This is a genomic window from Serratia sp. (in: enterobacteria) (genome assembly GCF_052400455.1).
GTDB classification, from domain to species: Bacteria; Pseudomonadota; Gammaproteobacteria; order Enterobacterales; family Enterobacteriaceae; genus Serratia; species Serratia ureilytica.
In genome coordinates this window covers 1-21,133 of sequence record NZ_CP185813.1, presented here as the reverse complement: position 1 = coordinate 21,133, position 21,133 = coordinate 1, and the positions used below count along the sequence as shown (strand labels likewise).

The 21,133-nt window shown below is 55.3% G+C and carries 22 protein-coding genes and 1 pseudogene; 11 read left to right on the top strand and 12 right to left on the bottom strand.

Annotation, left to right across the window (positions count from 1 at the left end):
* Window positions 1-38: 38 nt before the first annotated feature.
* From ACORQT_RS24495 to ACORQT_RS24445, 11 genes are all read right to left on the bottom strand, one after another.
* Entirely contained in the window at window positions 39-299 is a 261-nt protein-coding gene (locus tag ACORQT_RS24495; RefSeq protein WP_145958055.1) for a hypothetical protein, read from the bottom strand.
* An 86-nt stretch (window positions 300-385) separates the two neighbouring features.
* Window positions 386-679, bottom strand: coding sequence for a hypothetical protein (locus ACORQT_RS24490; protein ID WP_089186930.1), 294 nt, complete (start codon window positions 677-679; stop codon window positions 386-388).
* Between the two features lie 458 nt (window positions 680-1,137).
* On the bottom strand, window positions 1,138-1,578 hold the full coding sequence (locus ACORQT_RS24485) for a dehydrogenase (RefSeq protein ID WP_089186931.1): 441 nt from the start codon (window positions 1,576-1,578) through the stop codon (window positions 1,138-1,140).
* Window positions 1,579-2,134: 556 nt separating this feature from the next.
* Window positions 2,135-2,836, bottom strand: a complete 702-nt coding sequence (locus tag ACORQT_RS24480; RefSeq protein ID WP_233502790.1) for a plasmid SOS inhibition protein A — start codon at window positions 2,834-2,836, stop codon at window positions 2,135-2,137.
* 20 nt (window positions 2,837-2,856) lie between these two features.
* Window positions 2,857-3,297: a conjugation system SOS inhibitor PsiB gene (psiB, locus tag ACORQT_RS24475; RefSeq protein ID WP_089186933.1), complete on the bottom strand. Its 441-nt coding sequence runs from the start codon at window positions 3,295-3,297 to the stop codon at window positions 2,857-2,859.
* A gap of 41 nt (window positions 3,298-3,338) precedes the next feature.
* Complete coding sequence (locus tag ACORQT_RS24470; RefSeq protein WP_089186934.1) at window positions 3,339-5,396, bottom strand: ParB/RepB/Spo0J family partition protein; 2,058 nt, start codon at window positions 5,394-5,396, stop codon at window positions 3,339-3,341.
* An 86-nt stretch (window positions 5,397-5,482) separates the two neighbouring features.
* On the bottom strand, window positions 5,483-5,773 hold the full coding sequence (locus tag ACORQT_RS24465) for a ribulokinase (RefSeq protein ID WP_089186935.1): 291 nt from the start codon (window positions 5,771-5,773) through the stop codon (window positions 5,483-5,485).
* A 674-nt stretch (window positions 5,774-6,447) separates the two neighbouring features.
* Window positions 6,448-6,882, bottom strand: coding sequence for a DUF1380 family protein (locus tag ACORQT_RS24460; protein ID WP_089186936.1), 435 nt, complete (start codon window positions 6,880-6,882; stop codon window positions 6,448-6,450).
* Between the two features lie 22 nt (window positions 6,883-6,904).
* On the bottom strand, window positions 6,905-7,330 hold the full coding sequence (locus ACORQT_RS24455) for an antirestriction protein (protein WP_089186937.1): 426 nt from the start codon (window positions 7,328-7,330) through the stop codon (window positions 6,905-6,907).
* A 424-nt stretch (window positions 7,331-7,754) separates the two neighbouring features.
* Window positions 7,755-7,976: a hypothetical protein gene (locus tag ACORQT_RS24450; protein ID WP_089186938.1), complete on the bottom strand. Its 222-nt coding sequence runs from the start codon at window positions 7,974-7,976 to the stop codon at window positions 7,755-7,757.
* Window positions 7,977-7,992: 16 nt separating this feature from the next.
* A complete protein-coding gene (locus ACORQT_RS24445) occupies window positions 7,993-8,637 on the bottom strand; it encodes a DNA methyltransferase (protein WP_089186939.1) in 645 nt (214 codons plus the stop codon).
* Between the two features lie 369 nt (window positions 8,638-9,006).
* Between ACORQT_RS24445 and ACORQT_RS24440 the strand changes: the two genes are divergently transcribed.
* From ACORQT_RS24440 to ACORQT_RS24410, 7 genes are all read left to right on the top strand, one after another.
* The gene (locus ACORQT_RS24440) at window positions 9,007-10,017 is read left to right on the top strand and encodes a LacI family DNA-binding transcriptional regulator (RefSeq protein ID WP_089186940.1); all 1,011 of its coding nucleotides are present in this window, start codon (window positions 9,007-9,009) and stop codon (window positions 10,015-10,017) included.
* 145 nt (window positions 10,018-10,162) lie between these two features.
* Window positions 10,163-11,602 (top strand): Na+/H+ antiporter NhaC, encoded by a 1,440-nt coding sequence (gene nhaC, locus ACORQT_RS24435; RefSeq protein WP_089186941.1) that lies wholly within the window; start codon window positions 10,163-10,165, stop codon window positions 11,600-11,602.
* Window position 11,603: 1 nt separating this feature from the next.
* Window positions 11,604-12,779 carry a MalY/PatB family protein gene (locus ACORQT_RS24430; protein ID WP_372242320.1) on the top strand — a complete coding sequence of 392 codons (1,176 nt, stop codon included), beginning with the start codon at window positions 11,604-11,606 and terminating at the stop codon, window positions 12,777-12,779.
* A 202-nt stretch (window positions 12,780-12,981) separates the two neighbouring features.
* Window positions 12,982-13,272, top strand: a complete 291-nt coding sequence (locus tag ACORQT_RS24425) for a helix-turn-helix transcriptional regulator (RefSeq protein WP_089186943.1) — start codon at window positions 12,982-12,984, stop codon at window positions 13,270-13,272.
* 151 nt (window positions 13,273-13,423) lie between these two features.
* Window positions 13,424-14,275, top strand: a complete 852-nt coding sequence (locus ACORQT_RS24420) for a ParA family protein (protein WP_089186944.1) — start codon at window positions 13,424-13,426, stop codon at window positions 14,273-14,275.
* On the top strand, window positions 14,276-14,569 hold the full coding sequence (locus ACORQT_RS24415; protein WP_089186945.1) for a hypothetical protein: 294 nt from the start codon (window positions 14,276-14,278) through the stop codon (window positions 14,567-14,569).
* A 53-nt stretch (window positions 14,570-14,622) separates the two neighbouring features.
* Window positions 14,623-14,814 (top strand): DUF7706 family protein, encoded by a 192-nt coding sequence (locus ACORQT_RS24410; protein ID WP_089186946.1) that lies wholly within the window; start codon window positions 14,623-14,625, stop codon window positions 14,812-14,814.
* A 180-nt stretch (window positions 14,815-14,994) separates the two neighbouring features.
* On the opposite strand, the gene ACORQT_RS24405 is transcribed toward ACORQT_RS24410, so the two are convergent.
* Window positions 14,995-16,830: a hypothetical protein gene (locus ACORQT_RS24405; RefSeq protein WP_145958056.1), complete on the bottom strand. Its 1,836-nt coding sequence runs from the start codon at window positions 16,828-16,830 to the stop codon at window positions 14,995-14,997.
* A 765-nt stretch (window positions 16,831-17,595) separates the two neighbouring features.
* On the opposite strand from ACORQT_RS24405, the gene ACORQT_RS24400 reads away from it, so the two are divergent.
* The 4 genes and pseudogenes from ACORQT_RS24400 to ACORQT_RS24385 all read left to right on the top strand — a co-directional run bounded on the left by ACORQT_RS24400 (window position 17,596) and on the right by ACORQT_RS24385 (window position 21,028).
* Window positions 17,596-18,306 (top strand): tyrosine-type recombinase/integrase, encoded by a 711-nt coding sequence (locus tag ACORQT_RS24400; protein ID WP_089186947.1) that lies wholly within the window; start codon window positions 17,596-17,598, stop codon window positions 18,304-18,306.
* A gap of 189 nt (window positions 18,307-18,495) precedes the next feature.
* Window positions 18,496-19,032, top strand: coding sequence for a stationary phase growth adaptation protein (locus ACORQT_RS24395; protein ID WP_089186948.1), 537 nt, complete (start codon window positions 18,496-18,498; stop codon window positions 19,030-19,032).
* Window positions 19,033-19,381: 349 nt separating this feature from the next.
* Complete coding sequence (locus tag ACORQT_RS24390) at window positions 19,382-19,750, top strand: DUF2913 family protein (RefSeq protein ID WP_372242319.1); 369 nt, start codon at window positions 19,382-19,384, stop codon at window positions 19,748-19,750.
* Window positions 19,751-19,823: 73 nt separating this feature from the next.
* Window positions 19,824-21,028 (top strand): annotated as a pseudogene (locus ACORQT_RS24385) (IS91 family transposase).
* Window positions 21,029-21,133: the final 105 nt, after the last annotated feature.

Here is a 21,133-nt window from a genome sequence, read left to right as displayed (position 1 = left end):
GGTAAAACTGCCGTCCAGCAGGACGGCAGTTCGTGTTATCAGGCGTAGGCCCGTTTCAGTTCTAACGTGCGCAATACCTGCCCCAGCTCACTACCGCGCATAGCCGGAATGCGTACCGGCTGGCGTTTACGCTGACATTTTGCAATATGCCGCCCCAATGCACGCAGTTCAGGTTTAACTGCCGTAGCCTCGAGGCTGTCCCGCAGTATGCGGGTTTGCTTTTTCGGCGCTTCGTCATTTGCCGCCAACTGCTTTACATAAGAGTCAGTTGATGTAATGATTGAAAATTCAATAGTCATAGTTTTACTCCAATCGATTATTGAGAGCCGGGCTAACTTTCCTAGGGGTAGACCGGCACGAGAAAGCAGCGGAAACGCTGCTTTTTTCATTTATGGATTTGCGTTTTTTGGTTGAAAACCTCCTTTTGATCACGTTGAATTGCGGCTGATTGTTCTTGTTCAACCGCCCGTAAAACGGCTTCAATGGCCGAGGCCAGTGCATAAGTATCGGGATAACGGCTACCTCGCGGCAGTCTGCGATTCGTTATTTCATTCAGGACATACAGGCATTCCTTCAATAAAATTGGCATATCGTTCTGACAGATAGCGTTCCGCCTCTCCCCACATCTTTCCGAGGGCTCCTGAGCGGCGGTTTTGACGTTGACGTTCTGTGTGTTCATTCTGCTCTCCTGCCTCTGGTGGTTAATTCATCTCTCGTCGGGACCTTTCGCGGCAAAGGGCGAAGGAGCGACAGACCTGGGCAGAAAGCAAGGGCGCCGAAGGCGTGCCATTTACCCTTGTTTTCTGCCCAGGGATGGTGCTACGAACAGCCCTCCGCGTAAGGGGCTGACGGGAGATAACCTCCATATCAAGAAAGAATGAACACACCCGACACGGCGTTATTACGCCGGGGCGTCTGCAGCGTTCCTCGCCCTGGCGAGGAACAGTGAAAAGCGGCGCCGGCACTGCCGGCTGCAAGCGCATGCTTTTGACGTTGCTGTTGGCTTTCAGACCTGAGCCGGCGGGTCCGAAACCCGCAGGGGTTCGGCGAGACTTGCCAACCGCTTGCGGCTGGCTAGACGAATAGGGCTAATGGCTGGATGAGTGCGGCCAGCCACCGGAGGAAGACCATAGCGGTTTAGTTATACGAATACTCCACTGCCATCTCGAGCGCCAAGCGGTAGCGAGCATGCTCCCAGGCGCGCTGACCGATTTCACCGAAGCAGCGTTGTGCTACGCGTTGCCCTCTGACCCAATATTGGATCATTTCGTAGGCCACCCGCGGTTTGTCCGGGAGTTTATAGTCAGCCCCGCAGCTTTGGACGAGTTCTGTCATCCGCCTGAAAATCTCATAAAGCGCCTGCTCCAGCTCGTCGGGTGACGTGCTGCTTTGCGCATACAGATCATTCAGGTCGTCTAAATAGCGAAACTCCATTTCCAACGCTCGAACGGCGGCGGGATATTGCACGCCGGGCTTTTCCCACGGCTCCGGGGCCTCTGGTTCGCACATTCCTGCCTTTTCACATATCTCGGCAGATTCTGCAGCGGCGGTTTTGACGTTGACGTTGTTGGTGTTCATTCTGGTTTGCTCCTTCTAGGTTCCATCTCTCAGCGAGTTCTTTGCGGCAAAGGGCGAAGAAGCGACAGACCAGGAGAAAAACAAGGGCGCCGGAGGCGTGGCTTGCCAGTACCTTGTTTTTAGAACGGGGATGGTGCTACGAACAGCCCTCCGCAAAAATTCGCAGAGAGATGGCCACTGGTGAGTAAGATGAGAATGAAAACCCTCGACACGGCGGAACGTCGGGGCGTCCTTAGCGATCGCCGGTAATCGGCGAACAGTGAATAGCGGCGCCGGCACTGCCGGCTGCAAGCGGGCCTTTCGCGTCAGCGATGGACGCCCGCAGGGGGGCGACGGCTTGCCGGCGCCATGCGCAGCACGACAGCGCGCCCGGACGCCCACCGCCGCATAGCATCGCCAGGCAAATCGTTCTGAATCAGCACATCCATGCCCGACCTTCACCGCTGCACTATCAACAAGAGCCTTCTCCCTTGCCGAAACCACCGACATACCTGGCACAGGAACCAAAGAGCAACAAGCCGCAGTGGCGCAGCCACTGCAGCCTGTTGTCCGGGGGTTAGCGGCCTAACAGGCGATTCGGCAACCGCGCCGCGTTATCGGTACGTGCTTCAGCGGACAACTCATCGCTGATCAGACTGACCTGCAGACGGGCTTCCCAGAACGGCATGGCCGCCCAGAGGTAACTATCCAGTTCGGCCAGACAGGGAAACCGCGCCGTCCATGCCAGCACCAGTCCGCTCAGGTCATCCTCGACAAGTCCCTGTTGCTGCGCACGCCGCACCCAGCGGTCAAGCTCGCCCGGCGTGATGAACGCCAGCTCGATTTCCGCCTGCGCCAGCCGCACCTGATAACGTCGCCGCTTGTGCCGCCGGAGTGTGTCATCAATGCGCGCCTGACGGGTGTGTTTCATCGTCAGCCGGTGTTCGAAGCGCTGACGGCGGCGGCGGTTCACTTCCGGGAACAGCGTATCGCGAGTGTCGCCCGGCAACGGGGAATAACAGTGCTCGCCCCGGCTGGCAATCAGCGTGTCGAGCGCGTCGATATAGTCTTCCTTGCGCGTGGCGCGGCGACGATCGCCGGGCCGGTAGGTCACGTCTATCATGCGGATGTCCTTGGCTGAAAGGGTGGGCCGCCCGGTTAACTGGCGGAAAAAAGCCGTGGCATACGGGTAGGCGGACAACCGTCTGCCTGACTCACGGCGGGCTTCGACCTGCGCGATGGCTTGCCAGACGGCCTGCCGATACGGGTGCCACGGCACCAGAGCAAGATGGTTCGGGATCACAGGCAATGCCCTCCCATCCGCAGCGCAACCGCCAGCTTTTCCGGCCGCCAGAACCCCATCCGGTAATAGCCGGCCACGGTATGCAGCACCCGGTTGACCGTGGCCGGGGTGTAATGCTCATCCAGGTACAGCCACGCCAGCGACTGACCACCGTCGAACGGCAGCGCCATTGACCAGTTAGGCACCTCCACGCCCGCGCTGCACAAATAGAGCGCCGTCGCCTCATCCCCTGCCGGGCTTATCCGGCACACCACCGGCACGCGCCCGCAGAACTCGCAACCCTCTTCTGCCACCACATGCCAGCCTTCCGGCAGCGCCAGCTGACCCAGCACCGCGCAGTTGAGCATCACCCGGTACTCCCTGCCCCGATTGCGGTACTGCTCCAGTTCGTCGGCGCTCATCGCCGTCAATGTTTCCAGATTGAATGCTTTTTTCATCGCTGTTTTCTGCCGCCCGCAGGGCGGCAGCTCCCTGTCGGTTACGCGGCGGCGCTGTTGTCAGCGTCATGTAAATCGGCGGTGTCATCGGCCACCGGCAGCAGGCACTCCGGCACCCAGCCGCCGGCGGTCAGCTCGTCCTCGGCCAGCTGCGCAGCATCCCCCTTCTTCATCTTGAGCACCGAGGCCGCCTGCGCCACCTTCCCGGCATCAAGTAGTGCATCGCTCATCAGCTCCTTGCTGATCCGCCCGAAGTAATTGGCTTTGGTCGGTTGCCACCAGTCGCGCAGCGTGAAATCCAGTGCGTGCTCGAGCGGCGTCAGGGCATCGCCGACTTTGCCATCCTTCTCAGGCCACAGCTGCACGGCATCCAGCGACAGGCCGACGCAGTACGCCAGCAGCGCCACGACCTCGGCCTGTTCCCACGTCAGCAACCATGTGAAATCGGTATTCCACTCCGGCGGCAATTTCGCTTCCCACTGCGCGTGCAGCTCGCCCAGCAGGCGATCGGCTCGGCTCCCTTCTGCCGTCGGGGCTTTGCTCAACAGCTCCGCACATTTTGGGGTCAGGCTGGTTTGAAGCAGCGAACTGGCGTAGCGTGAACCGAACACTTTCACGACCAACGTGTGGGTGTGCAGCGCCAGCGCGACGGTCGGGTTCTCGACCAGCGCGCCCATCACCGCCAGTGTGCGTTCCGCCGACAAACTGGTGATCAGCGCCGCCGACAGCCCTTTCTCCTTGGTTTTCGGTGCTACCGTTTCGGTGGTCGCCGTGCCATCGCCGTTATCATCAGCGCCATTCCCGGAGGTTGCTTCGCTCGCCCGCAGCACGATCCCGCGCTGGTAAACCACTTCCCCGTCACGCAGGGACGCCACTACCCCGCCGCTGCTGCGCATCGCCTGCGGCCATGAACGGATGATCGCGTGTGCGGTCAACCGCTCAATATCGGCTTCGACAGCGTCGCTCTCGACGTTCAGCTCGTGGGTATCGGTATCGGCATCTGCCGCCTCGAATGCCGCTTCCAGCTCGCGGAGCCGCGCTTTCAGCCGGGCGATCTCGGCCTGTTCGTCAGCGGTAAATTCCGGCTGCGGTTCGGCCAGCTCGCGGTACAGCTCCGCATCCTCACCCCACGTTTTAATGGCCGAAATGCGCCCTTCCGCCCAGTTCCAGCCCTCGTCCTCGGCCACCTGCTGCGCCAGCGCGTGCAGTTTTTCGCGGGCAAGTCGTTCCAGCATCGCCGATTCGGTCAAAAAGCCCTCGTCGGTAAACAGATCAAATTTGAAGGTGCCGCCCGCCGCCTCGTAGACCTCGCGCCCGACGAATGCCAGCTGGTTGTTGTCTTTGGCCGAGACTTCGCCTTTCAGCACCGCCTCGCGCAGGTGCTGCGGCGCAGCCGCCCACCCGTAAGCGTTTTCCCAGACGTCACACTGACGTTGATGATCTTCGGTGGCCGACAGCGCCTGCAGCTGGTCGAGGGTGATCTGGTCGTCGGCCAGCGCATCGAGCAGCACCGGTGCCATCGTCGCAAGACGCAGACAGCGCTGGACGTGGCGCGTGCTGAACCCCAGCAGATCGCCAATCTGTGCCGGGGTTTGCCCGTCTTCCGACAGGTCTCGGAACGCTGTAACCTGATCGGCCGGGTGCATTTGCTCGCGCTGGCTGTTCTCCATCATCGACACCACGCGCGCCATCGCCTTGCTGACGACCAGCACCTCAACCGGATAATCGTCGGTCACGACGCCGTCCGGGGTGGTCTTGTCGGCGTCTTTCTCCTGTTCCATTAACCAGCGCAGCGCCAGCGTGCGGCGCTCACCGGCGGCAACACCGAAGCGGCCATCCTCCATCTCGAACACGACCAGATTCATCAGCAGACCGGCTGAACGGATGGAAGCGGCCAGCCCCTCGATCGACGTCTGCGAGGACTTTTTCTTGCGCACGTTCAGGTCTGTCAGCACCAGCTGGCCGAGCGTGGCGGTTTTGCGCACGGCCTTGGCCAGCGCCGCCTCGATTTTTTCCGCGAGGGCGTTTTTCTTGGCTGTAGATTTGGCCGGGCGGGTTGTTTTGCCCTTGGCCGGTAAGGTAGACTCGATGTTAGACATAGTGGTTTCCTCTCAGTTATCACGTGTTGTGCCAGTCCCGATGGCGTCAGGACTGGCGGTGAGAAAGCGGCTGCAATGCCGCTTTTTTATCGCCCGGCGTTCAGGCTCCAGTGGGTCATGGTCATCTGATCGCTGGCGGCCACCGGCCAGCCCTTGACGATCCACACCGAAATGGTGTCAAAATCCCCAAAGTCCGCGAACACCTCTTCCGCCCCTGCCGGTACGACCGGCGGTTCAATGGTGCCGGTCGAACGACCGCACACCGCTTTCACGTAGCAAAACAGGTCATACACCTGCGGTATGGTCAGGTCACATTGGGTCTGTGCAGATGCTGCTGTAGGCTTCGTTGTCGCGCTGTTGACGTTTTGTGGGTGCATGTTGCATTCCTCCGGGTGGTTGATTGATGCCGCTGTGAGTATTCGCCGTCGCGAAAAGGCTGAGTCAGCGCGGCGGGGAGCGTCGGCAAGGGGCGGAGACAAAAAGTTTTTTGACCGCAGGGAGGAAAAGTTTTTGGCGGAGTGCATTTCACCCCTTGTCGCTAAGCGAAGCGCTGTGCTGTTATCAGCCGCGACGGGAAGGCTCACTGCGGCAGACGTACCACGGAAGAATGAACGGGCACCCACCCGACACGCCGGCGCGACAGCGGCCGGAGGGGCGGCCTTAAAGCGCCTGTGGCGCGGTGCGTTCCCTGCGCGGCGCGGCAAGCTTGCCGCTGCAAGCGTGCCCTGGCGTCAGTGATGGAAGCCCGCAGGGTGGCGACGGCAAGCCGGCGCCATGCGCAGCACGACAGCGCGCCCGGACGCCCAGGCACTACCGCATTCGCAAAGTGCCTGGTGAAACAGGAGCGGGAAGAGTAAGAAGAGGAAGAAAAACGATATTCTTGAAAGTACCAGGTAAGTAAGACAAGTCCGGTACATTCTCCGAATGGCAGCGCCGGCGGGCGGCGCAGCCGCACGCCTCGCCTGCCTGCCGCTGCAAGCGGCGCAAGGGGTTTTCGCGCGCTCACAGGTAAACCACTATGCCGCCCTACATACCGCAGGACGGCAACAGATCAGAGTTGATTAAGCAAGCCGTCGATGTTGTGCATGGCCTCCCGCTCATCCTCCGTCATTTCCTCGGCGCGGTCACTATCAAGCCGGTTGGCGGCAAAATGTAACAACCGCTGTAATTCCAGCTTGTTGACCGTTACGCTGCTTGTTGCGGTTCGGGCTTCCACGATCCCCCGCATGACTTCGCCCACAAATTCATGACCTATACCGCGGCGCTGATACTCGTCAATGTCGGTACACCCCATGGTTTCCAGTATTGCCAATACATCCTGAGGGGTGGGGTTGTGCTTCTCCAGAGCATACCGCACTGACTGTGTGTCCCATATCAGCACGGTGATCGGTTCTTCGCTGCCGTACTCACGGAACAATTCCGCTGCTACTTCTTTAACACTGCCGAACATATTATTTTTCCTCATTATTTTATACAGGGCGGCCATGCCGCCCTCGGTGAAAATCCTGTCAATCCAGCGCGCGAGTGATGTCGCCGCGCTCCGGGTGCGTCTCGATGTAGTTCCAAAGTTGCTCTTCCCGCTGCATCAGCAGTTGCACCAGACCGGCATTACCCCGATCGTGATGCACCCAGCATCGGCGGTTGATGGCCAATGCAGTCAGTACAATGCCGGCGGCGTCGCCGCTGACGGTTTTGTCAAACCAGTTGTCGGCGTTGATCAGGTGTACGCGGTCGCTATCGGGGGCCATATAGCCGCCGCCCTCCGGTAACCGGATGAAGTGCCAGAAACCGCCGCTGTACTGCGGCAGATAGCGATCGGCGAGCGAATACACCTGCATTTCGGCCGAGAGAAAATCGTCGCCGAACATATCCGGCAGAAATGACAGACGATCGGATTCGCATACCTGCAGCGTGATGGAATGAGCATGTTGCATGGAACTACCTCCAGAGTTTCAGGGTTCGCGACACCGGCCGGTGCCGTACCCATTCGAAAGGCCGGCCTCGAGGGCGGGGAACAAGGGCGCCGTCAAAGCCGCAGCGCAAGCCCGTTGCGCGGCTGAATGCCCGTAACGGGCGCGAACGGGTGCCGACGGCGAGCATCGCGGCCCTTGTGCCACAACCGTGCCGGACTAGCGTTTGGGTACGGCACAGGCCGTCACCACACCAGGGCGTCAAAGGAAAAGAATTTAGAGAGGTGTGGGCAGGCCCAGCCTGCACCCGTTGCGGCGCCGGCTTCGCCGGCAAGTGCCGCGTGGCGGTTCAACGGACGCGGGGCGTTCGATGCGCCCCGGCGTTCGCAGGCTTACAGCAAGGCAACCCGGGCAGGTTTCCCCTGCCCGATCGTATCCAGCCTGTCGTTCAATCCTTGAAATGGTGTTCCAGCTCGTTGATCGTCTTGTAAATTTCGACGTAACGATCGTGCGCGTCCCGCAGGATATGGCCGGCAAGGCGCTCTGCCAGCGCGTCACTGTTCCAGTAATACGTACTCACCAGTCCCCGCAGCCGCAGGTGCAGATCACACATGTCGTTGGACAGTGCCGCAATCGCGGCGCGCAGTTCTTCATTTCCGGTGTAATTCATCGCTGATCCTCCTCGTTTACGCCGCGTTCAGGGTGCGCAGACGCTGCAAGCGCTGCTGACCGATAGCGTGGTACTGCGCCAAAAGCTCGATACCGATATAGCGGCGGCCGGCCTTGGCTGCGGCGACGCAGGTCGAACCGGAACCGGCAAAGGGGTCCAGCACTATCGCGCCAGGTTGTGTGAAAGATTCAATCAGTGGCTGAAGGACCGAGACCGGCTTTTCTGTTGGATGATGACGATTTCCGGTGTACTCCCAGGGCTGAACGTCAGAGCGCGGTTGTGCCGGCAATGCCGGGCGCCCTTTCGCTAAGATATACGCACATTCATGCTGATAGCCGACAAAGGCCGATTTTGAGGCATAAGGTTTTGTAAACACCAGGTGCCCGACAACACGGAAACCGACCTGTTTCCACGCAGCCATAAAGGTGTCTACCCGGTTCCAGCCGTAGAAACTCACCGCCAGACTGTCGGGCTTGAGCACCCGGAACATTTCACGAAACGCCGGGCGCACCCATTCATCGTTTCTGTCGTTGGCGATACTGCGGCCGCTGCGGTCGGTAAAACCGACCAGGTAAGGGGGATCGGTCAGCACAAAATCGATGCTGTTTGACGGAAAGCCGGCCATCACCTGCACGGAATCACCCAGGACATATCGGGACATAAGGAATACCTCGCCATTCAAGGGGTGCAGGAGGGGGCCGGTACGGCCCCCGTTCCCTGCTGCCCGATGTCATGGCAGGCAGGCACCGCCGCGTGTCAGGCCGACCGTGGAATACCGAGTTGGCGGGTGTATCGCCGGCGAGGCTATGCCGCGAAAGCGGCTTGAAGGCCGGGCACAGCCCGCCGCCACGCTCTCAGCGGGGGCTGCCAATATGTCATCGGGCTGCAGGTGTGCGGTAACCACCGCGGAGGGAAGATCCGGATAAATGATCGGCCGCCGCAAGGCGGTAAGGAAAACGGAGCGTAGCGACATCCTCAGCAGCTACACTTAACCGAAAGTTTGAACAGAAGAAAACCAACAGGATAAGACATGGCCACCATGAAAGACGTTGCGCGCCGCGCGGGGGTATCCGCGGCCACCGTCAGCAGAGTGATCAACAACACCGCCTTTGTTGAACCCGTAACCCGCGAACGGGTGGAGAAAGCAATGCGGGAGTTTAACTATCACCGGAATGCAGCGGCACTGGCGCTGGCAAAGCGAAGCGGCAATATGTTGGGGTTACTCACCGGTAACCTCGATGATCCGTTTTTCTCGCGCCTGGCGCGGGGCGTCGAAGATGTCACGCGAAAAGAAGGCGTCAGGTTGATGGTCTGCAGCGGGGGGCATCAGGCCGAGCTGGAAAAAAGCGGCCTCGACTTCCGGATAAACCAGGGATGTGAGGCTATCGTTGCGCACGTCACCCGAATGAATGAAGCGGACATATTGAGATACGCGGCCCACACGCTGGCCCTGGTTGTGGTCAATCGCTATTTACCCGCTATCGCCAATCGTTGCATATGGCTGGATAATGTCAGCGCCGCGCAAGCCGCAACCACGATACTGATCAACAATGGTCACAGAAAGATCGCCTGCATCACAGCCGATCTGCCGATCGACGATAAAAAACATCGCCTCGAGGGGTACCGTATGGCCATGGCCGGCGCCGGCATCCATGTCCCCAGCACCTGGATCATCAGCGTGCCCTTCAATGAAGAAGGCGGCGAACGTGCAGCTGAGAAGTTATTGGCCAGCGAGCAACATTTTACTGCAGTGGCCACATTCAACGATGTGATAGCCGCCGGCATGATCCGCACCTTCCATCAGAAACAGATAAGAATGCCGGATGACATATCGATTATAGGTTTTGATGACATCGCCCTGGCCAAGTATCTTCATCCTTCGTTGACCACGGTGCATTACCCCGTGGAAAAAATGGCAAGGCGTGCCGCCAGGCTCGCCCTTCAGCTCAACACAGGCATGAATACAGCGCCACAGAACAACCGCTATACCGCTGAAATCATCCTCAGAGATTCCGTAGCACCATCGCAAACAATGACCTGAGCCAACAAGACAAGCGATTTATCTGAGATCTGCATCACATTAACAAACCTCATGAAACCGATTACATGAACACCCATCCGCGCTCACATCCCCTACGAAACTTATTAGTTACGCTTGAGTAATTACCCCCTGACTGGAGTTGTACATGGATGACAAAAAAACGCTGAGCCTGGGTTTAGCGCTGCTGCCCATTGTGGCCATGTTGTTGTTGCTTATTATCGGCTATGGGCAGTTTGGCCTGCGAATAGAGCCCCTGCTATTGGTTTCTGCCGGCATTGCGGCCGCACTGGCCTGGTGGCAAGGTTACCGCTGGGACGACATTATCGATGCGATCGTCTCCAAGCTGGCGAAGGCGATGCCGGTGATCATGATACTGATCTGCGTGGGCGGCCTGATTGGCACCTGGATGATCAGCGGAACCATTCCGTACATGGTGTACTGGGGCTTAAAGCTGATCAGTCCGCAATATATCCTGATCGCGGCTTTCTTCATCACCAGTGTGATATCCGTATGTACCGGTACCTCCTGGGGCGCTGCGGGTACCGTCGGTGTCGCCCTGATGGGCGTTGCCGCAGGACTGGACGTTCCCCTGGCCGCTGCCGCCGGCGCGGTTGTCTCGGGCGCCTATTTTGGCGACAAGATTTCCCCGCTGTCCGACTCGACTAACTTTGCGGCCATCGTTGCGGACACCGACCTCTATAGCCATATTCAACACCTGATGTACACCACGCTGCCCAGCTTCGTGTTGGCGGCCATCGTCTATCTGATCGCCGGACATACCGGCGCCGTTGGCGACGTGGCCACGCCCGAGAAAGTGACCGCGATAGTCAACGCTCTTGAAGGTCTGTATCACTTCAACCTGCTCTTGCTCCTGCCCCCTGCCCTCGTCTTGTGGGGTGCAGTGACCAAACGCCCGGTGATCCCCATCATGCTGGCAGCATGTGCACTGGCCATTGCCATTGGCGTCGCCCTCCAGGGCTTCAGCCTGCAGCAAGGTTTAAACGCGCTAATGGACGGGTTCAACCTCTCCATGTTTTCCACCCAGGGATTTAACGTAGTCGGGATCGTTGACGATGTTCCGCGCTTGCTTAACCGCGGCGGTATGTTCTCGATGATGAGCACCATTCTGCTGGTCTTCTGCGCGTTTTCGTTCGCCGGCGCATTAACGTTGACCGGCGCCCTGACCATCATCATCAACCGTCTGCTGAAGGTGGTACATACGACGGGCCAATTGATTGCCGCCACCGTCGCGACCACTATCCTCGTAACCGGCGCCACCAGTGACGGGAAACTTGCCCTGCTTATACCGGCTGAGCTGTTCAAAGGCGCGTATCGCCGCATGGGGCTGGATAATAAGAACCTGTCACGAACTGTTGAAGATGCCGGCACCGTCATCGAGCCGCTGATCCCATGGACGGCGGCGGGTATTTATATGGCGACAACCCTGGGGGTCAGCACGCTGGATTTACTGCCATGGGCAGTCCAATGCTACGCCGCCGTTGTGTTTGCGCTGATTTATGGCTTCACCGGCTTCGGCATTGCCAGGACACAGCCTCAAAATGACCTGCAGCAAAAGGATGCCTGACGTGAAGACCAATTTTAACCAGGTAATTAACCGCCATAACACCGGCTCGGTGAAGTGGGACTTTATCGAGCACTATCTCCAGTTGGATGGCAGCGATCTGTTACCCATGTGGGTTTCTGATTTTGACTTCAAGTGCCCCCCTGAAGTCCAAAATGCACTGCACAGCCGGGTTGACCACGGCATATTTGGCTACAGCGAACGAGACGACCACTATTACCAGGCTGCCATGGATTGGTTCGAAAAGCGGCACAACCTGCAGCTGAAGCGAGAATGGTTTACGTCGGTCGAAGGTGTCGTTCCCGGCCTGGCTCTCCTTATTCAGATGCTCAGTAACCCGGGCGATGCCGTTGTGATACAAGGGCCCTACTACGGATCATTCGCCAAGATCATTACCATGAACGGTAGAAACGTCGTCGAGAATCCGCTGACAGAAAGCCCTCAGGGATATCAATTTGACTTCGCCCAGCTTGAAAGCTGCTTCCGGCAACACACGCCCCCGCTGTTACTGTTGTGCAATCCGCACAACCCTACCGGACGCTGCTGGACACGAGACGAACTGACGCAGTTGATGACACTCTGCCGCGCCCATGGCGTGACCGTTATCTCTGACGAAATTTGGGCAGACCTGCTGCTGCCCGGGCAGACGTTCACATCGGTCCTGCACCTGGATAAGGACTGCCAGGAACAGGTGATTGCAGCTACCGCTGCCAGCAAAACGTTTGGATTGTCGTCACTGCGGATCTCGAATTTCCTGATCCCCAATGCCCGGATGCGAGGGGCGTTCATCGACCGCCTCAACGCCCATGGCCTGGATGTCTTTAATGCGCTGTCGATGACGGCAGCCACTGCAGCTTATCAGCACGGCGAGGCCTGGCTTGACGATTTGCAGCGCTATCTGGCTGAGAACCGGCGCTGGTTTGAGCAGGCGTTAGGCTATGCCGCGCCCTGGTGCAAAATGACCCGGGCGGAAGGCACTTACCTTGCCTGGCTGGATTGTCGCGCCCTGGGATTGGATGACGACGCCTTACAACAGGCATTGATCCACACATCGAAGATCGCGCCCTCGATGGGCCACAGCTTCGGCTCCCAGGGGAAGGGATTTATCCGCATCAATCTGGGCTGCCCTCGTCAGTACCTTGAAGACGCAATCAGAGGGTTGGCCAAACTTACCCCTTAAACAACAGGCACCCGACGGCGCAGACCATACAACTCGGGGCCAGATAATGATGATAGTTAGTGCCCAGCTTTGCGTGGGCACACTCAACACCAGGGAAGTCATTCAGGGCCCGCATCGACCAGGCATAGGTTCGAGCGGGTACTGACCATCAAGGAACTGTCAGACTACTGACAGGCCGCGGACCACTAGATGGAAGGCTAAAATGGCTGCTGTTGAGACTGCACAATTTGCGCGTTACTTTGAATTATTCCCTGAGTTAACGCCGACACAAGCAATGACCTGTATCCTGTACTCCATGGGATTGGCCATCACGACCATTGCAGATCTGCGCGACGTATCACCTGAGACCGTGCGCAAAGTGCTGCAGGAGTCGCGCCAAAAACTCGAATTATCCAACCTGGTTGCCGTCACCAGCGCCGTCCAGGTGAGGCTGACTATGGCCATGATGGGACTGTATATCGACTTACGAGAGGAAGGAACCAAAGTCGCCTGAGTGGAAATATTAGTCGGCCAAAAGAAATACATTCGTAATTCAATACAAATACTTGTGTATTACATTTGTATTGCTATAATCTGCACAGATGACGAAGTTACATCCGCGTCTAAACGTAATACAATAGTATTTCATTGAGAGGGAAATCCCGATGACAAAAGCTCCTGTGCAGTCCATCCTCACACCGCTGAGCAACACGGTGGCCAGCATCATCGCCATCATGAACAACAAAGGCGGAGCAGGTAAAACCTCCACAATCACTAACCTCGCCATGACTCTTGCTCAGGCAGGCCGTCGCGTGCTGCTTATCGATGGGGATCAGCAAGCCAACTCAACCGAGGTGATGGCCAACGGCAAAAAATACTATGCGCAATATGGCTATACCATCTGTGACCTGTATAACAACCCGCGCTTCAATATTTTTGATGCCATCATTCCGGCCGTCAGCGGCGAAGAGGTGATCGATAACCTGTTTATTATCCCTTCAGATCCGTCGTTTGAACGCGTTATGGAAAATTGCCTGACACGTCATCACCGGGAAAAAATACTTTCTCGGCACCTGCAGCCCGTGATGGACAGGTTCGACTATATTCTGATCGACTGCTCACCCGGTCTGAACCTGTCGACCACCAATGCAGCCTTTATGGCCGATCACGTGCTCATCCCGGTCGATGGCGGCAGCTTCGCCCTGACGGGGCTGGATGTGGTTCTCGACTACCTGGACGAGATCAGGGAGACCCGCTTTACCCAGTTCAGCGTATTCCGCAACGAGTACAATGGCGCCAAGAAGAAAATGAATACCTATCTTCACGATCAGCTGGCCAGTAATGAGCGAACCAAAGATAACTACCTGAAAACCCGCATCCGCGCCGATGAAAACATTTCACAGGCACAGGTAGCCTGCGTACCGCTCTACTTTTATAACAAGGGCTCACTGGCCCTGAACGATTACCGCGCGCTGATGCGTGAACTCGAAACCGTCTTATCGAAAGAGGCTGCATAAATGGCTAAAGGCCCCCTCACCCGTCCCGCAATGGTCAAACCGGAACCAGCCCAGGGCGAGACTAAAACCCGCCTTTCCAACGTAAAGGTTAACCGGAACAGAACGACCAGCGAGAACCCGAAGACCATCCGTATGACGCCGGCAGAAAAAGTCATGTGCAGCGAGCTGGTCGATGAGATCCAAGATCTGACCACCAAGACCATCACGGACTCGACGGTGTTACGCGCCGCACTGTACCTGGCCAAAGAAGTTGGCCCGGAGAAAATGCTGGAGATGATCAAAGAGCACCTGTAATACAGGTGGATTACACAAGTAATCTTTGTGAATTACATTAAGGAGAGAGAACGATGAGCGCTATCGTGACCGTCACCACCGAGTTAACCCAAAGCCAGGCGCTGGCACTGGCGCAGTTCGTCAAGCGCCTGACCTGGTCAGAAATTCAAGCTTGTGCTGTCGATGAAGACGAGACATATGAGATGAGGGATGCCGTTAACCTCCTGCAGAAGTCACTGGCCGAAGCGGGTTTTAGCCCACGCTGAAATGATAATGTAGTCCTTATGTAATACATATGGACTACATTTTAAACAGGACACATGGACTATCAGAATATCTGCTCGCTAGATTATCTAGCCTGCTAGACAAAAAACTCTTGCAATACCCTTTTTAAATTTAAACTTACATTTTCATGAAAAAATAACTAGAAAAACATCAAACGAAAACTATACATGTAGTTTTAACCATTCAACAACTTTATCATCTGAAGGCGTTATCCCGCCATTTCCGATCTGATTATTAATGCTTTTGATTTCCGAATCCTTTGTTACCCCATAAGTGGGCTCAAGTTCTTTCACCAAACTGTCATACATGAAATGATATCTAACGAAAGCCTCTTCAGGAGAACGAATTTTTGGTATGGCAGAGGCCGTATAAAACATCGCATTAATAGCACCACGTAAATAATGTTCCAAGTTGGCAGTAAGGATATCTATATAGGGGCTAGAATCAGCATTGTGCACAATAGAATTACGTAATATGTAAAGCCTGTGTATATGCAGAGTCACTTTTTCAGCATGCCGAATTATCTTATTACCTAGGTCACGAGGTGTAATACAAAGCTGAATCAACTTATTCAGCATATACTTAGCGTAAGGATACGGAGCTAAAGCATCCAGCAATTGTCTAGTAGTATTCGCATTCTTCAGGTTAGTATAAAGCGTTGCTAAATCTGCGTTAACAAAGTCAATTCTCTCTCCATCTTCATCTCGTATATAAAGATTTAGATATCGAATAATCCCTCGTACTGCAACCATTTGTTTTACAACATAATCCATGCCCATACATGGAACAACTGAGTAAATGACATGTTCATCATGTCCAATGTTGTCTTTTGATGAAACACCAAGTGTGAGTGACTCAAGGGCAGACCAAAACGAGGTGAATCGACTTTCTTTTGAACGATTACAGACGCCATTACGTAAGAAGTGGAAGGCAGAGCTAATTTTTTTTAAGGATGCATCAGAAGAATTATCACATAGCTTTCTTATTGAGTTTATAAAATGAGAGAACTCACGCAGTGTAAGTCTGTCTTGATTTACATTAATTTCATTCTCAAACCCTTGTAAATCTATAGCATTTCCATCTTTGTCTGTAACGTTAAATGACTTATGTATATTAATATCACCATTGCCTATCATATATGCAACAACATCAAGGGAATCTGTTAATATTGAATCAGCCCGCACTCTAGCTGATAGAACAGAAATACCCTCTGTTTTTATTTCAATGCTTGTTGCCTTTTTATTTTTTATTGTTGTAAATGGTGTATACGTACACCCATTAAATTTAACAGGAGGGTTGTTGACCAATAGCATCTCATGCAGCCTGTCATTCTCCATAATCAATGTGACCGTATAAGGCTGCATTGGCGATGATATTTTATCCTTCCAAGAATTAAATCTGTCATGAAACTTAGGAATATTTTTCCCTAACAAAATACGTTGATAGAGAAGATAACATTCTGATAAAGGCATCCCTAACGTAAGCATGAAACTCATTATTCTATTGGATATATCACTAATATCCCCTAGCTCATCATCAGTAGGATCCGCACCTCGCTCAAGTAATTCTTCCAATACGACAAGGGCTTCTTTTATATATGATGTCTCTAGTAGTTCGACAAGATGAGTGATCAGACTTTCCATCAGGCTATAGTTTTTTTCTATAATACTGCGCCCGGAATCCTTCAGCTGATTTTTAGATACGATAAGAGCTTTTATTTGAGCAGGAATACCTTGGAAAGCGCCACGAGCAAGCACACGATCATGCTCAAGCAGTTCGTATAACTCCTCCGCAGCTCGAGTGCGTTTTTCGACTGCGTTATACTTTACTTTGTACCGGTAAAGATACATTAACTCCTTCAGAGCATTGAGAATATTATTAAAGCTAACGCGGTCAGTATCAATGCTATCCTTATGAGATAAACTTCCCCAACACTCAATGAAAAACACTTGCCTGGTAGTTAGCCCATCTCGGACAAGTCGTTTATCAAGTCTCATAGTAGTTGCGTCCATTGTTTAGCATGTTATAATTGCCAGTATATTAACGCATTTATGTTGGTTGCTGAATAAGTGACTGACAAAACCGAAAAAAACGGCCCTCTCCTTTTGACTGTGGATAGTTCCCGGATTGGATATGGGCCATACCTTTAAAAAACCGCCAACAGGCGGTTTTTTTTTTCCTAATAAACAAGCTGTTAAGCATCCAAACTCTAAACGGCGCAAAAACATCCATCTCTATGGTTCTTTGGACATAACAGGTAGAGTGTTTCACCGCCTGGTCACCCACGGCCGATCGCCGCCAACCCCGCTCCCGCCTGACGCGCCGATAAATCAGGGGATTTTTTACCTACCGCACGCCCCATCTTGTCTAAAATAGGGTGGTAACAACTTTCGCTAATTTCGAATTTTGTTACCTCAGCAACGGTGCATCGGCGATTTATTCCCGTGGCGTCCGGTCTCCGGGGCTGTCAAAATAGACGCAATCGGCAAGATTGCGCTACGCGAAAAATTTAAAGCGGGCAGGGGCATTACCCTGCAGATTTTTCACAGCGCATCGATGTAATACATCTGTATTTCAATTTTAAAACGCCGTCTGAGGGATGCGATCATCAGCAACCGGCCAGGCACCGACCACATGCCGGCGCCCAACACGCCGCTGGCCATCGGCCAGCCTGCAGGGGAACCTCTGCGGGTAATGTAATTCAACAAAATTACATATGTAATACAAAAGACATACAGAAACATTCTTCAGAGGGGGGAACCATGTTGATGACCAGCGCCGATCGGCCGGTTGCCGTGACACAGTACGAGACCGCACTCGCGCTGCGGCGCATGGCACTGCTGCAACCTTACCTCCCTAAATACCTGCTGGCGCCCGAGGTGGCGGTGTTGCTGCATTATCTGCCTGACGAGCGGCAGCGCATGTTGTATGCCACGTTGTGGAACACCGGCGCCCGCATTACCGAAGCCCTGACGTTGACGCCGGAAGATCTGCAGCTCGAGGGACCTCGCCCCTGTATCCGCCTGCGCACGCTGAAACAACGCCAGCGGGGCAGGGGACGGCCATCGGCAGAGGAAAAGATAGCCCGGATAGTGCCGCTGCTCGATGCCGGCTACGTCGATCAGCTGCGCCGGTTCCTGGCGACATTCCGCACCGGCCGGCGACGCCCCTTGTTTGACGTCAGCAGGAAAACAGCCTGGCTGTGGCTGCAGCAGGCCGTCGCGCGCGCCAGGGAAGAGGGGATTGAATTTGCGCTGCCGACCATCAATCCCAAGACGCTCCGGCACAGCTTTGCGATGCACCTGTTCTTCAACCATGTACCGCCAAAAGTGGTACAGACCTACATGGGCCATGAACGTTATGAAAGCACGGAGGTGTACCTGAAGGTGTTTGCGCTGGACGTGGCGCCGCAGCTGGGGGTGACGTTCTCGCTGGATCACCGCGAATACACGCACCTGCTGATGCAAAAATAGAATACCTATGTATTACACTGGTAATTCATAATGATGTGATATTGTATTACATTATATGTGCTGAAGCCGATGATAAGCGGGCTTTTATCCCGAGCAAGAACGTCGGTGCCACCTGTGTTAGCATGACGGCCATCCGTTATTTCGTGTGTCAGGATCATCAGGGAGAGTCATGTTGGGAGAGTTTAAGACGTGAAAATTGATGAGGTGGAAAAATGGCGTCCTTTCACCGATGCGGAAGGGAACACCTGGGACCTTTCCTTTCTCGACGTCCACGAAGTGATCTATACGCACCGCTGCGAAGGTAAGGCGGACAAGGTCTATAAATTCATCGTCTCCTACTCGTTTCACTGCTTTTGCAAAGATTACCCGGAACAGAGCGAAGAGGAGAAGCGGGCGCTGATGTATCACTCGCCTAAAGAGTCACGTCCGTTCTGCAAAAACCGCTACGGCCTGGCGCAACGCTACCTTAAAGACATGATACTGTCGTTGGATCGCCAGCGAATTATCCATGCCGGCTATGGCAGCTATGCGGTGATCGAGGCATTGAATGACGAGGGCGAGCGCTGCTATTACCACGTCCCCTTCAAAGCGTTCCGGGAACGGAAGAAACTCCGAATACACGTGACCAGCGCCTATGCGGTTGATGCCAAGCCAGGGGGAGGGAAGGTGGGTTTCTTTGTTATTGCCAGCAAGTTGTTGGCCGGAAAGCCGTTACCACACCCCTGAAATAACAAAACCCACCTTAAGGTGGGTTTCGCCAGAGAGAACTCTGGTATTCAGAAGCGCCTTTACCGGACTTGGCCTGACCAACTTATGTTGGTAGCGGGATGTCTGGGTTAACCAGTCTGCTGCATCCTTAACCATATTATAGAGACCTCGTGCGTTATTGCAATCTAATATATCTGATACAGTGTTATATCGCTTGATGCCAGGATAATGATCACAAAAGAAATACATCTGTATTACTTTTTATTCAATGCGTTGCTGGTCACTGTCCGGATTGCCAGTTACACTGAATGATGATGGATCGCAGAGTCCCTTTAACCATTCGTCAAAACGGGCAGGGCAGACAACGTTGTTAGACAAAACCAAATCCGTTACTACGGATAACACCACCGCAGCACTCAGCCATCTGGCGTTCTGCGCCCTGGCAGCATTGGGGCTCGCCCGCCTGGACGGTATCGCCGGCACGCCCTATGCCGAAAACCTGTTCCTGATCCGCTGGCTGGCCACCGCCCAAAAACAGAAGCGCTTTCCCAGAAGCGTCGCCGTGGATATCATCTGGCTACTCGAACGTAGCGCCCCTATGGGGCGAGCACGGCAGCGCTGCTGCCTCAACCGTCTTTTAGATCCTGCCTCACCTCAACGCCGGTGCCGTCTGACAGCCCGACCGGCCGCGAGGTGGGACATGCCCCACCGCCGCGTTGACACCCGCATAAAATGAGCACGCCTGTGGCGTGAGCCGGCTGGCGCCGACGTACTTTTCCTGCCCGATAACGCCCTGTAGACTCTGCACCATGTATATTCCGCGACCCGCAAAGCTGCTGTTCCAGCATGACGACGGCTGGAGCCGCTATCTCGACAAACACGGTGACACCCTTAGCGACTGGACCAAACTCGCCGTCGAGCGCATGCTCGCCTGCGGCACTTGTGCCATGGGTGTTCGCCGCTACTGCTGTGCCTCACCGGATTGCACCCATGCCCGCTTTTTCTGCCAGAGCTGCAAGTCCAAGGCCTGCAGCAGTTGTGGCCTCAAGGCCACCGAGCAGTGGATCGCCGAACAGCAGCACATTCTGCCCGACTGCGACTGGCAACACATCACCTTCACCATGCCGCACCTGCTGTGGCCGTTCTTCAATAACAACTGGCTCCTGCTCAATGATCTGTTTCGCTGCGCCACCCGCGCCATGCTCCGCTGGGCGCGCCAACAGGGGATCGAAGTCGGTATCTTCTGTGCGCTCCATACCTACGGCCGGCAGCTCAATCAGCACCCGCATATCCACGTCTCCGTCACCCGCGGCGGCCTCGACATCAAACACGGCACCTGGCGGCAGCTGTTCTTCAAAAAGAAAGAGACGCCGTGGTTTACCTGCTGCGCGACAACTACGCCCAAATCAACCCTGGAGGCCTGCCGGGCCTCGGTCATATCCGTAATGAAGATCGGTGGCACCGTTATCTGCATGCGCAATATCGCCGCGCCTGGAAAGTGCATTTTGCCAAAAAGACGCGCGGTGCCTGGCGCAGCGTGAAATACCTGGGCCGTTATCTGAAGCGCCCGCCGGTGGCCGCTTCTCAGCTGCGCCACTACCGCGGCGGTGCCGTGGTCCATCAGTATTACGATCACCGCACGCAGCAACACAAACGCCAGAAAATCAGCCTGGAGGAGATGCTGCAGCGTTACGTCAGCCATATCCCGGCCCGACACTTTAAAATGGTGCGCTACTACGGCTTTCTGGCCAACCGCAAGCGCGGTTCGCTGCTCCCGAAGGTCTACGACGCGCTGGCGATGACGGTACGGGAAAAACCGAAGCGACCCGGATTTGCAGTGCTGATGAAAGGCTTCCTGGGTACCGATCCGTACCAGTGCATCCTGTGCAAGGGCCGTTTGCGTTTTACCGGTGCCGTGGCGGGCGAGCACGCCACCAAACTGCTCTCTGCCCGGCTGCAGCGGATGGCGAAAAAACGATGGCTTCAGAGCCCGGCTCTGGATAAGTGTGCCTGAAAAAAGGGTTTTAGCGTAAAAACTCAACAAAAATAGCCTTTTTACGCATTATCACGCAGCTAGCCTTATCTCATGCAGCTCTTTGTCGTCACTGTACATGGCTAG